The sequence below is a fragment of the Vibrio sp. La 4.2.2 genome, from assembly GCF_027586995.1.
Taxonomy (GTDB): domain Bacteria; phylum Pseudomonadota; class Gammaproteobacteria; order Enterobacterales; family Vibrionaceae; genus Vibrio; species Vibrio mediterranei.
This window is the reverse complement of record NZ_JAPPTJ010000014.1, coordinates 24,579-38,721: the sequence shown is the minus strand read 5'-3', so window position 1 is coordinate 38,721 and position 14,143 is coordinate 24,579. Positions and strand designations below refer to the sequence as shown.

15 protein-coding genes are annotated in these 14,143 nt (G+C 46.6%); 9 read left to right on the top strand and 6 right to left on the bottom strand.

Annotated features, from left to right (window positions below):
* Position 1: 1 nt before the first annotated feature.
* The 6 genes from flhB to OH456_RS22875 all read right to left on the bottom strand — a co-directional run bounded on the left by flhB (position 2) and on the right by OH456_RS22875 (position 4,155).
* A complete protein-coding gene (gene flhB / locus OH456_RS22900) occupies positions 2-1,129 on the bottom strand; it encodes a flagellar biosynthesis protein FlhB (protein WP_270034309.1) in 1,128 nt (375 codons plus the stop codon).
* On the bottom strand, positions 1,126-1,902 hold the full coding sequence (gene fliR, locus OH456_RS22895) for a flagellar biosynthetic protein FliR (RefSeq protein ID WP_124940495.1): 777 nt from the start codon (positions 1,900-1,902) through the stop codon (positions 1,126-1,128). The genes flhB and fliR overlap by 4 nt, the downstream gene beginning before the upstream one ends.
* On the bottom strand, positions 1,902-2,171 hold the full coding sequence (gene fliQ, locus OH456_RS22890) for a flagellar biosynthesis protein FliQ (RefSeq protein ID WP_006072158.1): 270 nt from the start codon (positions 2,169-2,171) through the stop codon (positions 1,902-1,904). The genes fliR and fliQ overlap by 1 nt, the downstream gene beginning before the upstream one ends.
* A gap of 11 nt (positions 2,172-2,182) precedes the next feature.
* Complete coding sequence (gene fliP, locus OH456_RS22885) at positions 2,183-2,896, bottom strand: flagellar type III secretion system pore protein FliP (protein WP_050798619.1); 714 nt, start codon at positions 2,894-2,896, stop codon at positions 2,183-2,185.
* A gap of 75 nt (positions 2,897-2,971) precedes the next feature.
* Positions 2,972-3,340, bottom strand: coding sequence for a flagellar motor switch protein FliN (gene fliN / locus OH456_RS22880; protein ID WP_006072162.1), 369 nt, complete (start codon positions 3,338-3,340; stop codon positions 2,972-2,974).
* Positions 3,337-4,155, bottom strand: coding sequence for a FliM/FliN family flagellar motor switch protein (locus OH456_RS22875; protein ID WP_236111286.1), 819 nt, complete (start codon positions 4,153-4,155; stop codon positions 3,337-3,339). The genes fliN and OH456_RS22875 overlap by 4 nt, the downstream gene beginning before the upstream one ends.
* A 519-nt stretch (positions 4,156-4,674) precedes the next feature.
* On the opposite strand from OH456_RS22875, the gene OH456_RS22870 reads away from it, so the two are divergent.
* From OH456_RS22870 to rmuC, 9 genes are all read left to right on the top strand, one after another.
* Positions 4,675-5,544 (top strand): MotY family protein, encoded by an 870-nt coding sequence (locus tag OH456_RS22870; RefSeq protein WP_240207323.1) that lies wholly within the window; start codon positions 4,675-4,677, stop codon positions 5,542-5,544.
* Positions 5,545-6,873 (top strand): sigma-54-dependent transcriptional regulator, encoded by a 1,329-nt coding sequence (locus OH456_RS22865; RefSeq protein ID WP_270034308.1) that lies wholly within the window; start codon positions 5,545-5,547, stop codon positions 6,871-6,873.
* Positions 6,874-6,885: 12 nt separating this feature from the next.
* Positions 6,886-7,242, top strand: a complete 357-nt coding sequence (gene fliE / locus OH456_RS22860) for a flagellar hook-basal body complex protein FliE (protein ID WP_006072170.1) — start codon at positions 6,886-6,888, stop codon at positions 7,240-7,242.
* 3 nt (positions 7,243-7,245) lie between these two features.
* Positions 7,246-8,994 (top strand): flagellar basal-body MS-ring/collar protein FliF, encoded by a 1,749-nt coding sequence (fliF, locus tag OH456_RS22855; RefSeq protein ID WP_006072171.1) that lies wholly within the window; start codon positions 7,246-7,248, stop codon positions 8,992-8,994.
* Positions 8,960-9,976 carry a flagellar motor switch protein FliG gene (locus OH456_RS22850; RefSeq protein WP_006072174.1) on the top strand — a complete coding sequence of 339 codons (1,017 nt, stop codon included), beginning with the start codon at positions 8,960-8,962 and terminating at the stop codon, positions 9,974-9,976. The genes fliF and OH456_RS22850 overlap by 35 nt, the downstream gene beginning before the upstream one ends.
* Positions 9,977-9,979: 3 nt before the next feature.
* On the top strand, positions 9,980-10,729 hold the full coding sequence (gene fliH, locus OH456_RS22845) for a flagellar assembly protein FliH (protein WP_006072177.1): 750 nt from the start codon (positions 9,980-9,982) through the stop codon (positions 10,727-10,729).
* Entirely contained in the window at positions 10,722-12,068 is a 1,347-nt protein-coding gene (gene fliI, locus OH456_RS22840; RefSeq protein ID WP_270034307.1) for a flagellar protein export ATPase FliI, read from the top strand. Before fliH ends, fliI begins: the two co-directional genes overlap by 8 nt.
* Before the next feature lie 28 nt (positions 12,069-12,096).
* Positions 12,097-12,528, top strand: a complete 432-nt coding sequence (fliJ, locus tag OH456_RS22835; RefSeq protein WP_062462583.1) for a flagellar export protein FliJ — start codon at positions 12,097-12,099, stop codon at positions 12,526-12,528.
* Between the two features lie 172 nt (positions 12,529-12,700).
* Positions 12,701-14,110: a DNA recombination protein RmuC gene (gene rmuC, locus OH456_RS22830; protein ID WP_006072182.1), complete on the top strand. Its 1,410-nt coding sequence runs from the start codon at positions 12,701-12,703 to the stop codon at positions 14,108-14,110.
* Positions 14,111-14,143: the final 33 nt, after the last annotated feature.

The following is a 14,143-nucleotide window of genomic DNA, read 5'->3' as shown; positions in this document are numbered from 1 at the left end:
GTTAGTGTTGCAAATGTTTAGGTATTGAGAACACGGGAAGTGGTAGCGGTTTGTCTCCCGAGCCTTGGCGAAACGCCTTTAATTGCATCACGTAAGTTAAAATATGTGCCACGGCGATGTAGAGCTGGCTTGGGATCGCTTGCTCTATGGCGGTGGTGTAGTAGATAGAGCGCGTTAATGGCGGCGAGTGTAATATTTCTACCTGATTTTCGCGGGCAATACGTTGAATGTGCATCGCCGTCTCATCGATACCTTTCGCCACCACAAATGGCGCATCTGACAAAGAGGTGTCGTATTTTAGAGCCACGGCGTAGTGCGTTGGGTTAGTGATCACCACATCAGCCTTGGGGACGGCTTTGTCGATTTTTCGGCGTGCAAACTGCTGTTGAATCTGACGAATACGCTGTTTTACTTCCGGACGCCCTTCATTATTTTTGTACTCTTCTTTCAGCTCTTGCTTGGTCATTTTAAGCTGCTTGAGATGCTCCCAACGTTGGTAAGGAATATCAATCACGCCGAAGATAAGCAGAGCCACACCCATCAGTAATAGACCTTCAAACAAAATCGTCATCACCATAGTGATGCCCTGAGATAGGGTGAGCTTTTGCATGCCAAGTAGTTGAGAAAAGTTGCTATCCAAATAGGTATACAGTAAGGCAAAAATCACCGTGACCTTGAGTGACGACTTCAGCAGCTCAACCAATGAACGTGTTGAAAACATACGTCCAACACCGGAAATGGGGTTGAGCTTACTCAACTTGGGTTGGATATTCGCTGGGCGAAACATCCAACCGCCAAGTATCATGCTACTGCCGATAGCGGCAATGACGATAACCATAAACATGGGTAGTAGTAATTCGATGATGATGCCAAGGCTTTGACCCAGTTGCTCAATCATTTGTTTAGGGTTTTCTAGGTCCTGACGTGTTAGTGCCATATTGAAGCGAAATACACCAGAAATGTGCTCCCAAATACGACCGATTTGGATATAAAAATAGATGGCAACAATCAAAAACAGCACTGCAGTAGTGAACTCTTTGGCACGAGGAATTTGACCTTCCTGCCTCGCCTTTTTGATCTTCTGGGGTGAGGCCTTTTCGGTTTTATCTTGGCTGGACTGCTCGCTCATGCGCCCCCCGCCATAAACAGGTTAAGTTGACTCAATGTTTCGTGTACCAGCGCGGTATAGCGACTAGGGATGCCACTAACTGTTAGCAAGATGCTAAACAAACCAAGCAACATGGTCATTGGGAAGCCAAGGGCGTAAACGTTTAGGCTGGGTGCCGCTCGGTTCATGACACCAAAACTGATGTTCGCCAATAGCATGGAGACGATGGCTGGCAACGCCAAAGCTAAGGCTGAAGCAAACATCCAACCAAACAAAGAAACGATATTGTCTAAAGAGGCGATGGTGATGCCAGAGCCGACCGGCCATACCACAAAGCTCTGCACCAAAATATCAATGACCAGAAGATGCCCTTCGAGTGCAAGGAATAATAACGTACACAGCAGCAAGAAAATTCGTCCCAAAATGGCAACGGAGAGTCCATTGACCGGGTCGTTCATGATCGCCATACCAAGCCCCATTTGTAGCGAGACGATTTGCCCTAGCATGGTGAAGATGGTGAAAAAAAGGTGCAGTATGAGTCCGAAAAAAAGTCCCCACATAGCCTGTTCAAAGGCCAAAAACAGAGAGGTCATCGACAGCAAATCAACAGCAGGCATTGCAGGCATAAGCGGTGCCGTGATCACCACAATAGATAAGGCAAGTAGGGCTCTGACCCATACTGGAATTAACGCATCACCGAAAAATGGCATGGCCAGAAAGGCAGCCCCAATCCTGAAAAAGGGCCACCATAACTGACCTAACCATTGAGATATTTCGGCGAACGTAATCTGCATTAACCAATCATCCCTGGAATGTTATGGAACAAGAAGTCGAATAGCTCCATGATTTTGCGTAGCATCCAATGCCCGGCAAAAATGACCATCAACAGGGTGGCCAATAATTTAGGTAAAAAGCTAAGTGTTTGTTCTTGGATTTGAGTTGCAGCTTGAAAAACCGCGATAACCAAACCCACAAGCAGTCCTGGCACTACCAGTACCATCACGATACTGATGATGAGCCAGACGGCGTTTGAAAACAGAGTAACGGTCAGTTCTGGAGTCATGATTCACGCTCTCATCCACTGCCAAAGCTGGCGGATAGGGTTCCGACTGTCATCGCCCAACCATCAACCAAAACGAACACCACCAATTTAAATGGTAATGAGACAATCAATGGCGAAAGCATCATCATACCCATTGCCATCAAGACACTTGCGACTACCAAATCTATGATTAAAAAAGGAATAAACAACATGAAGCCGATCTGAAACGCGGTTTTCAGCTCACTGATCACAAAGGCTGGAAGAACAATAGCAAAGGAAATGTCCTCCACTTTTGAATCCACTGGCTCGTTCGCAATGCGCAGCATTTGTTCGAGTGAATTACGTTGTGTTTGTGCGAGCATAAAATTGCGTACCGGCTTTTCTGCGGTAGCAAAAGCTTGCATCAAAGTGATTTCGCCTTGGTCATAAGGAACGAAAGCGTGCTCATACACATCGCTCCAAACGGGCCGCATGATGAGGATGCTCAGACTGAGTGCAATACCGATTAATACTCGGTTGGGGGGACTTTGTTGTAAGCCCAGAGCCTGACGTAAAATCGCTAACACGACAATGATGCGAGTGAAGCTGGTGGCCATCAAAATGAACGCAGGTAAAAAGCTCAAAGCTGTCATCAAGAGCAATATTTGCAGCTTTACGCTGTATTCTTGTTCTGATTGACCATCGTTAACGGTCAGAAAAGTCAGCCCGTTATCCGCTAAAGCGGGATGAGCAAACAAACCGAGCATGACGATGACCAGGCCTATGAGGAGCAGGCGTAGGTTCGAAGGATAAGCGATACCAGCTAAACGCAGTTTCACGAGCTACTTACCCATAGAAGTGAGCGCAGAATCAACGACATCAATTAGTCTCAGGCCGTACTTTTCATTGACGACGACGACTTCGGCATGCCCCATTAGAGAACCATTCACCTTCACATCCAACGGTTCGCCATTTAGCTTATCAAGTTCGATAATACTGCCCTCACCAGCAGACATCAGATCGCCCAGTGCGACCTCTTTGCTGGCGACTTCAAGCGTCACAGTGACGGGGATATTTTTGAAGAAGCTAATATCTCGCTCAGATTGAACTGGAGCGGCCATTGGGGCGTCGGTATCAAAGTCCTCAAGTTGAAAGTCATCGAAGCGCAGTTCGTCACCGTCGAAGACACTTTGTTCTGGCGAATCGCTCATCGGTTGGTTTCCTTATCATCATTTAAAATTAAAACAAGTTGCCCCTCTTGCTCTGCCACGCGCCCTGTGAATAGGGTCTCTTTACCAATGTTCACTGGAGCGTTATTGAGCAGTTCAATAGGGAGAATGTCGTCGGCTTTGAGTTTGAGTACTTGTGTCAAAGGCAACACGGTCTTACTCAATTGAACGTTTAAGCGGACCGGGGTTTTGTGCAAAGCATGATTGAAGTCACTTGCCATGTGTGGGTTGGGTGTTAGTTCCAGTTCGTCGATCAGCGTTTGAATCAGAGCACTATCTAATGTGACGGCCAATAGAGCTTGTTGGTTACGCACATAAATGGATAGCTTGGCAGCAATACCAATGCCCGGAATAACCTCGAATTCATGTTGCTTCCATGTGGTTTCTGGCGCTATCCACTGTGAGGCGCACTTGGCAATGCGCTGTAATAATCGCAAGTCGCTATTAGTGAGCTCCCCGCCGCTGCGTTCCATGCTAGTGCTATAAAATTGGTCAGATAAGCGCATTAGCATGGTGGGTTCCATCGACACATAGAGCATGCCGTCATCGTTGTGTTTGAGGACTGAAACACTGGTGGCATCTACGTTAGTTTGTGGTAGTTCAGTAAGCGAAACATGGTCCAATTCGACTAACACTTGTTGTGTTTTTAACCAAGCTTGTAGTTCAAGGCTTAGCTGTTGGCATGAGTTAATCAATAACTCTTCGAGCTTATTGCGAATGATATGAATGGGTTTACCTAATAATTCTACATTAAGAGTTTGCACCTGTTCAGGCATCTCTGTTTTTTGCATATCCATATCTTTACCAAACGTAATCTGAGTGGGGTTTCATTTGTAATTATGTGTTGCTATTTAATAACAAAGCGTCATTTTTCGTCAGTCTACTCTGGTTTTTTTATTTATTTTTAGCCCTCTAATGTAAATTTGTGAACTTGGTTCATATGTTTGTTTTCGCTATATAAAGCATCTTTAAATATAAAATAAATACAGGTAGCTTAATTAAATAATAATTATATTTCATGGGCAAAATAGCGACTAAATAATGCGCATAGCCCTTGTATAGCAATAATCAGAGTGAGTATTTTATCTAAATTTATGTTTTATAACGCCTATCAAGGGATTTTATAAAACGTCTCTCTCATATGAAAGTAGGCTTCTATGTATTATGTGAAAGAGATATAGATGGACAGCAATATGATCTATGGCTTAGTTAAAAAATATTATTTCTCATTATGTCGAGATTTTTCTCGGTCAAGAGAATGTAAAATACAAATTCACACTTTCGCTGTTAATAAGATGTATCCATTGGCGTTATTAATGGGGATGTTTTTTGGGATTAAGATCTCACACGCAGCGGAAGTAAATATTCCGATGGATTTGGTTAATTGGCAATTTGTAGAGGGAGAATTTGAGTGCCAGCTTGTTCAGACCTTGCCAAATAATAGGGGGAAGTTTTACTTCCATGCGGAACCTAATAACCAATTGTCGGCAGTTCTGCATTTACCTAACAATAACATCAAACAAGCACAGCTATTTCAACTGTCGGCACCATGGCATACCCCAGTGCAACACACCATGATTGATGATGCTGCGAAAACAACGCGTGGCTACGCCATCTTTGATGTGGATATTGATGCTTTATTAGCAGCCACCACTCGTGGGGCTTGGATCAGAGTGAGCTCTATGCAAGCTGCTAATCAAGTAGGTGATGCCTTTGTTTTACCTTCCACTCGAATTGAATCGGCGTACTTTAGCTTCAATCAGTGCCGCTCCAAATTACCTGAAATGAACTACAGCCAAGCGAGAGACGTGGTGTTGAAGTTTGATTTTGGCCAACGAGTGGTCACCAGTGAACAGCGTCAAACACTGCAATCATTAGCCAGCTATATCAAAGCAGATGGCCACATATCAAAAGTGCTAGTGGATGGACACACGGATAATGTTGGTTCGTCATTGAGCAACCTACAGGTGTCACGAGTACGAGCCGATGACGTCGCCAGTGTACTCACTGAGTTAGGGACGCCAGCCAAACTGATCGAAGTACGAGCCCATGGTGCCCGTTACCCAGTGAGCAGCAATGAGACTGAGTTTGGTCAAGCTAAGAACCGCCGAGTTACGGTTCGAGTGGTTCGTCACCCTTCCACCAACACAGCGTCTTCAACGGATCTGAAGACGGAGGTTCAGTAAATGAAAAAGGATATTCTCTACGTTGAGCCTTGTGAGCAAAACGCTCAACCTATTATCGACCTATTAACGGAGCAGGGCTTTAGCGTAAATCATGTTCGAACTGGTCGTTCGGCGTTGTTAACCGCTTCAAGCTCCATCAGTTTAGTCAGCTCCAATCTGCCCGATATGAGTATTCGTGAGTGGATTGCCTGTCATCAGCGAAAAGCTAACCCTGGTGTCGCCATTGCCATTGTCGAACAAGACCAAGGTATATTAGCTGCAGAAGCGATGAAGGCGGGGGCGACAGATTACTTGCTGCGTCCATTTGAAGCAGCGCAACTGGTCAACTTGATTCGTCGCGTTGAAGCGCTAGAGAAGCCAATGGCCAATATTGTGGCGGAATCTTGGCGGAGCAAACAAGTTTTGCAATTGGCGCACCGTGCGGCGTGCACCAGTGCTAGTGTGTTGATTACTGGGGAATCGGGTACCGGCAAAGAAGTACTCGCTCGTTACGTCCATGATCAATCGCCTCGCGCACAGCAGCCTTTTGTAGCCGTTAACTGTGCCGCTATTCCTGAGTCCATGTTAGAAGCGGTCCTGTTTGGTCATGTGAAAGGAGCATTTACCGGCGCGACGTGTTCACAAACCGGTAAGTTTGAAGAAGCTAACGGTGGCACAATTTTGTTAGACGAAATTGGCGAAATGTCACCAGCCGTTCAAGCTAAGTTATTGCGAGTGCTTCAGGAGAGAGAAGTAGAGCGTGTGGGTAGCCATAAGTCGATTGCTTTAGATATTCGAGTGATTGCGGCCACTAATAAAGATCTTCGCGAAGAGGTTCAAAAAGGGACGTTTAGAGAAGACTTGTATTACCGCTTAGACGTATTGCCGCTGCATTGGCCGCCACTTCGTGATCGCAAAGATGACATCCTACCTATTAGCCAATTCTTTATTAATAAATACAAAGAGCAAGCCAATTGCTACTTATCTGAGGATGCGCAGCAAGCGCTTAGTCAATACCACTGGCCCGGCAATATTCGTGAATTAGAGAACGTGATTCAACGTGCGCTCGTCATGCGCCACGGCGACTATATTACGGCTCACGACTTGATGTTGCCGATTGAGATCCCTGCTTTTAATCCTGTGGTGTCCAATGAAAACCTAATGGGGCACGTGGAAGTCAAAAAGCAGGCGGAATTCCAATTTATCTTAGAAAAACTACGTCAATTTGGCGGAAACCGAACTAAAACGGCGGACGCTCTAGGGGTTTCTACGCGAGCACTGCGCTACAAATTAGCTGCGATGCGAGAGCAAGGAATCGATCTACAGTCAGCCATTGGCTCGGCTGCGTAAAGGAGAAATTTGATGGCGATGCAACCTATAAATAACGCGTTATCCGCAGAGCAATTAATGCTGACAAAAATGCAGGTAATGCAGCAGCACGTGCAGCCTGATTTTGTGGTGTCCAATAACCCAATCGATGTGAACAAGGTTAATGAACCGATGGCATTTTCTGGTGCAATGAAAAATGTGCTTGATATGGTGAACCAGCATCAATCTACGGCATCACAGAAAATCACAGCAGTAGAGACTGGGGAGAGTGATGATCTTGTTGGAGCCATGATTGCTAGCCAGAAAGCGAGCTTATCGTTTTCTGCTCTAATGCAAGTTCGCAACAAGGTAGTTGCTTCCTTTGAAGATATTATGAAGATGCCGGTGTAGAACATGTCAGAATTAGCACCTCAAACTGTGGCGGCAGCGGGACCAATCGATGTTGCCCCCAAAACAGCAAACTCATCGAATATGAACGATATCAACGCCAAGGTGAAGCAGCTGTGGTCAAGCTCGCAGCGTAACTTGGTATTGTCAGCAGTACTGGCTGCTATTGTTGCAGCCATTATTGTGGTGGCGCTGTGGAGTTCTTCGCAAAGTTATCGTCCGCTATACAGCCAACAAGAACGTTTTGATATTGGTGAAATTGTCTCGGTATTAGAGTCCGAAGGTATTGCCTATCGACTGCAAGAGCAGAACGGTCAAGTGTTAGTCGCAGAAGGTCAAGTGGCGAAAATCCGTATGTTATTGGCGGCGAAGGGTGTTAAAGCTCAACTGCCAACCGGATTGGACTCACTCAAAGAAGACAGCTCTTTGGGAACGAGCCAGTTCATGGAAAATGCCCGTTACCGTCATGGACTCGAAGGTGAACTAGTACGCACCATCATTTCTCTTAATGCCATCTCTAATGCTCGTGTTCACTTAGCCATTCCAAGACAGACATTGTTTGTTCGCCAACAAGGTGAAGAGCCGTCGGCGTCGGTGATGATTGAGCTTAAGCCGGGCGAAGATCTGAAACCCGACCAAGTCGAAGCCATCATCAACTTGGTGGTGGGTAGCGTAACGGGAATGAAACCAGAGTTTGTTTCGGTTATTGACCAATATGGCCGTCTGTTGAGTGCCGATGTTGGCTCGGCAGAAGCAGGTAAGGTCAATGCGAAATATCTGGAATATCAAAAGAACGTTGAAAAGCAGATCATTCAACGTGCGGCAGATATGCTTACGCCGATTGTAGGTCCGAGTAACTATCGTGTCCAGGTTGCGGCGGATATGGACTTCAGTCGAGTGGAAGAAACGCAAGAAATCCTCGACACTAATCCGGTGGTGCGCAACGAGCACAGCATTCAGAACAATACCATTGATAAAATAGCACTTGGTATTCCGGGCTCTCTGAGTAACCAACCGCCAGTGACAGGTGAAGTGCCAACCAATGATAGTCAAAATACCAATGCACGCAGTGAGCTAAATCGTCAGTACGCGGTAGGCAGCAGCGTGCGCCGTACTCAATATCAGCAAGGTCAAATCTCTAAGCTAAGTGTCTCTGTACTCCTTAATGAAAGTGCTGCGCCAAATGGTACAGCATGGACACCAGCCGAACGCGCACAAATATCAACGATGATCACCGATGCTGTAGGTATCTCCGCCGATCGTGGAGACAGCTTGAGTCTAATGAGCTTTAACTTCACCCCAATTGAAATCGAAGCGCCACCGGCTATGCCGTGGTGGCAAGACCCGACAGTGCAACAGCCTCTGCGTTATGTCATTGGCGGTATGCTCGGAATGGCGATGATCTTCTTTGTACTTCGTCCATTGATTATGCACCTAACGGGAGCGGACAAGCGTGGCAACGAACTTGAATTCGCTGAGCCTCAAGAAGAGGAATACCAAGAGAATATTCAGACTCGTGAAGAGCGCGAACGTGAAGAGATGCTGAATCGTCGATTGTCTGAGAAAGGCATAGAATCCACCTCTTCAGGTCTTGATGCTAGCAGTGACATGCTGCCCCCTCCAGGGTCGCCGTTGGAAATTCAACTTAAACATCTACAGCTTATTGCCAATGAAGAGCCTGAGCGCGTAGCGGAAGTACTTAAACAATGGGTAAATGTGAATGAAAACAGCACAGTCAACGCCAGCAACGCTTAGTCATGTTGAGAAAACCGCTCTTGTGCTTTTAGGTATGGGGGAGGATGCCGCTGCTCAGGTGCTGCGTCATTTCTCTCGCGATGAAACACAGCGTGTCACCCGAGCGATGGCACGCCTAAGTGGCATCAAAAGTGATAATGCCAAAGGGGTGATTCAACACTTCTTCGAAGACTTTAGACAACACAGTGGTATTCGTGGCGCCTCAAAAGAATACCTGTCGAACACATTGCGTAAAGCTCTAGGTAATGATTTAGCTAAAGGATTACTTAACAACCTGTATGGTGATGAAATTCGCAATAACATGCAGCGACTGCAATGGGTTGATGCGGAGATCTTGTCGAGATTTGTAGCGAAAGAGCACCCACAGATGCAGGCTATATTCTTAGCGTATTTACCTCCAGAGACCTCATCGGCGGTACTGAGTTACCTTCCTGCAGATTATCATGATGAGTTGCTGTATCGCATTGCTCGCTTACAAGATATTGACCATCAAGTGGCAGCGGATCTTAACGAATTAATAGAACGCTGTATTGAGCAGGTCTCAGTAAGTCAAAGTGCACCTATGTCTGGCGTTAAACAAGTAGCCGACATTATCAACCGTTTCTCGGGTGACCGAGCAATGTTGATGGAAATGCTCAAACTGCATGATGAAGACGTCGTCAGTGAAATTGAAGAGAACATGTTCGACTTTATGGTGCTAGGTAGGCAGCGTGAAGACACCATGGATACGTTAGTTCAGCAAGTACCAATTGAGCTTTGGGCGGTGGCGTTAAAAGGGGCGGAAATTACCTTGCAGCAAGCGATCAAACGTTCGATGCCACAGCGTATGGTAAAAGCACTGGAAGACGATATGCAATTGCGCGGCGCGGTGCCTGTTAGTGCGGTTGAGCGTGCTCGCAATGACATTATGCAGATCATCAAAGAGCTATCGGAAGCGGGCGAGATCGAGTTGTCGCTATACCAAGAGCAGACAGTGGAGTAAGCCATGAAGGAAAAAGCGATTTTTACCTTGCCACCTAGTGGTTATAGACAACACCGCTTCCCGCCATTGGCACAACCTTCAGCAGTGGATGAGTTTACCGCTGAACTCAGTTGGGATGACGCACCGACACAAATCGACGTACAGGAACGCCTTGAAGAAGGCTTTCAACAAGGGCTAGAGCGTGGTCATCGAGAAGGGTTAAACCAAGGTATTGAACAAGGTAAGCAACAGGGTTTATTGGAAGGTCAAAAAGAGGGCTTTCAAAAAGGTTTTGTCTCGGGTGAACAGTCGGGCAAGCAAGCGTTCCTTGATGCCGTTAAACCTGTTAATGATATCTATGTGTCACTGTCTCGCTGGCAGGAAGAAAAAGAACAGCAACAACGCCATATCATCTGTGAGTTGGTGCAAAAAGTGGCGCAGCAAGTCATTCGTGCTGAGTTGACGCTGATGCCTCAGCAAATTCTGGCATTAGTCGATGAGACACTGGAGGCCATGCCGGGTAAAACTGAAAAGGTCACCGTACACCTAAACCCACAAGACCTAGAGCGTATTACCCAGATTAACCCTGAGTTAGCTGACGGTTGGAAGTTAGTTGCCAAACCAGAACTGCCCGTTGGTGGCTGTCATTTGGTGACAGAAGATGCTGAAGCTGATGCCAGTTGCGACTCTCGATTGGAGTCGTGTATGGATGCAGTAAAAGAGCACTTATTGGATGAAGTGACACCTATTGATTTAGCGAGTAACGATGACTAGTGCTTCCTCCCCTCTACTTCATGACCGCCTAAACGATGCGATTGCGTCGCTTAACCTAGTACCTGTTGCGCGAGTCACAGGTCGATTAGTAAAGGTAAACGGTTTAATGCTGCAAGCGGTTGGGTGTCGATTTAAGCTTGAGCAACGTTGTCTGGTTGAGACAGATGAAGGCGATATGATTGAAGCGCAAGTGGTGGGCTTTGACCATAATATTGCCTACCTCATGCCCGTTCGTCAGTTGGGGGGATTATTTGCCGGTGCCAAAGTCATACCGCTTGATGGTGATAGCTCGGTTAATTTGGGCAGCCATTGGTTAGGGCGTGTGGTGAATGGACTTGGTGAAGCATTGGATGATGGCGCGGTGCTAAAAGGAGGCGATCGTGTCTCTTTAGAGCCGAAACCAATAAACCCATTAAAACGTCGTCCCGTTGATACGCCACTGGATGTTGGTGTTCGTGCGATCAACGGTTTACTCACTATCGGCAAGGGTCAGCGCATTGGTTTAATGGCAGGTAGCGGTGTGGGTAAAAGTGTGTTGATGGGGATGATTACTCAAAACACCGAAGCTGATGTCATTGTTGTTGGCTTGATTGGTGAGCGTGGCCGTGAGGTGCGTGAGTTTATCGAACGTAATTTGACGCCAGAAGCGCGTAAGAAAGCCATTATTATTGCGGCTCCTGCGGATGAGTCACCATTAATGCGCTTACGAGCCACATTACTTTGTCATCGAGTTGCCGAGTATTTTCGGGATAAAGGCAACGATGTGTTGTTGCTAATGGATTCTTTAACTCGCTATGCCATGGCGCAGCGTGAAATTGCGTTAGCATTAGGTGAACCTCCGGCATCAAGAGGATATCCACCTTCGGTTTTCAGTGTCTTGCCTCAGCTGTTGGAGCGTGCCGGTAACAGTGAGCATCCCGATGGCAGTTTGACTGCCATTTACACGGTTTTAGCAGAAGGGGATGACCAACAAGATCCTGTGGTGGATTCTGCCCGCGCAATTCTAGATGGGCATGTGGTACTCTCTCGCTCATTGGCGGAGCAAGGACACTATCCGGCGATTGATATTAATGCGTCGATCAGCCGTTGTATGTCAGGATGTACTCCTGAAGCGCACAGTACGCTAGCCAATCAATTTCGTCAGCTTTATTCCAACTATTTGCAAGTGAAAGAGCTGCTTCCTTTAGGCGGTTATCAGCCAGGCCAAGACCCTGAACTCGACCAATCGGTGGCGATGCACCCTCAACTCAAAAACTATCTATTACAAGCGGCCAATGATGCGGTGGATTTTCAGACATCGTTAACGGAGTTGGCGCAGCTATTTCAAAACCCTAATTAAGCAGGAAGCCAAACGCTAACCAAAAACTATGGACAGTAAAATTCGTGCAGTCGGTAAAATAACCCAAGTAGAGGAATTACGACGTGATCAGATTGGTGCGCGTTTGGAATCTATGCGCCACCAAAATGAGCATTTGGCTAAGCAGCTACTGGCATTGTCTGAACTGAAAACATTAAATCACAGTGGCTCAAATCAAACCAATAGCATGGGGTTGATGAACCTTAACCTTGTTGACCAAATGCTGCAAAAAATGCTGAATCATCAAAAGCATGAGCAAGCGGTGATGGAAGCACAGTGTCAGTCGGTTCAGAAACAGCTGCAACAAAAAGCGGCAAGAGTGCACGGACTAGAGCAAGTGCTGGATCGTTGGAGTAAAAAACAAAACTACGAAAAAGCAAAGCGTGAACAGAAGCTTATCGAAGATATCATCAACTCACGTATCAAGCGGCGTGCCTTGTAAATATCTGGACATTTATCCAGTATAAATTACCATTAGCTATAGAACCTAGGCTGATGGCACGTATACAATGCAATGGATAATTGATAACCAAACCCTCCTACTTTCAATCACCTCTATTTCAACTTGCCTCGGATTTTCCGCCGCTGCAATTCTGCACTTTAAGTCACGTCAGATGGAGCAGATGTTTGAGCAAAAAGCGCAGTTAGAAAAGACCGCTTTAGAGCAAGAAATTGAACGCTTACGCCACGACCTTCAAGACGCAAAGCAAGAGCTTGACGAACTGGATGACGAACGAGATAAATCGGCGTTTGAGCTTAAGCAAGCGCATGGCAAAGTCATGGCTGCAATGGAAAAGTTGCGTTACTTTGAAGCGGTGAAGCAAGAACGTCAGCAGTATGCGACTGACCTTGAATATGTGAAGCAGCAGCGGGCTCAGTCTGAAGCCGAGCTGCGTGAGCAGTTAGCGACTTATCAGCAACAACAGCGGTCTGACCAAGAAAAGCTTGAGCTTCTACAGCAATCTGAATTGCGCTTAAAAGAGCAGTTTGAACGTCTAGCCAACCAAGTGTTTGAAGCCAAAACGGCTAAGGTTGACGCACAAAACCGACAAAGCTTAGAGGGCATCCTGTCGCCACTCAAAGAGCAGTTGGAAGGGTTTAAAAAGCAAGTTAATGATAGTTTCAGTCAGGAAGCCAAAGAACGCCATACCTTGGTTCATGAACTAAAGAACCTACAACGTCTTAACGATCAGATGACCAAAGAGGCGATGAACCTCACCCAAGCGCTAAAAGGTGATAATAAACAGCAAGGTAACTGGGGTGAGGTGGTTCTGGCGCGCGTGCTGGCTGAATCAGGACTGCGTGAAGGTCACGAGTATCAAACCCAAGTCAGCCTGCAAAATGAAGCGGGTAAACGATATCAGCCAGATGTGATTGTTCATCTTCCCCAAGAGAAGCAAGTGGTTATCGACTCGAAAATGGTGCTAGTGGCCTATGAGCGCTACTTTAATGCTGAGACAGACGCCGAACGCGATCGTGCATTGAGTGATCATCTGATTGCGCTACGTAATCATATTCGAGGATTGTCGCAAAAAGATTACCATCAACTAAAAGGTATCCGTTCGCTCGATTACGTCTTGATGTTTATCCCGGTAGAGCCTGCATTCCAAGTGGCGATTCAAGCCGATCCGAGTTTGGTGAAAGAGGCGATGGAGAGCAACATCATCTTGGTCAGCCCGACGACCTTGCTGGTGGCGCTGCGTACTATTGATAACCTTTGGCGCAACGACCGCCAGAATCAGAATGCACAGGTGATTGCTGACAAGGCGAGCAAGCTTTACGACAAGTTGCGTTTGTTTGTTGATGATATGGAAGGGCTGGGCGGCGCACTCGATAAAGCGAACCAAAGTTATCAAGGTGCAATGAACAAATTGGCCACCGGAAGGGGCAATGCGATCCGTCAAGCGGAGAGTTTTAAGCAACTCGGTGTGGAAGTGAAACGCTCCATTTCTCCTTCTCTGACAGAAATTGCACAAAATGATGCGTTGGTGGAAAGACAACCAGACATGGATAAAGTAAACTGACCGTCTGCGGCGTAGGTGATGTTGCGCCGCCTA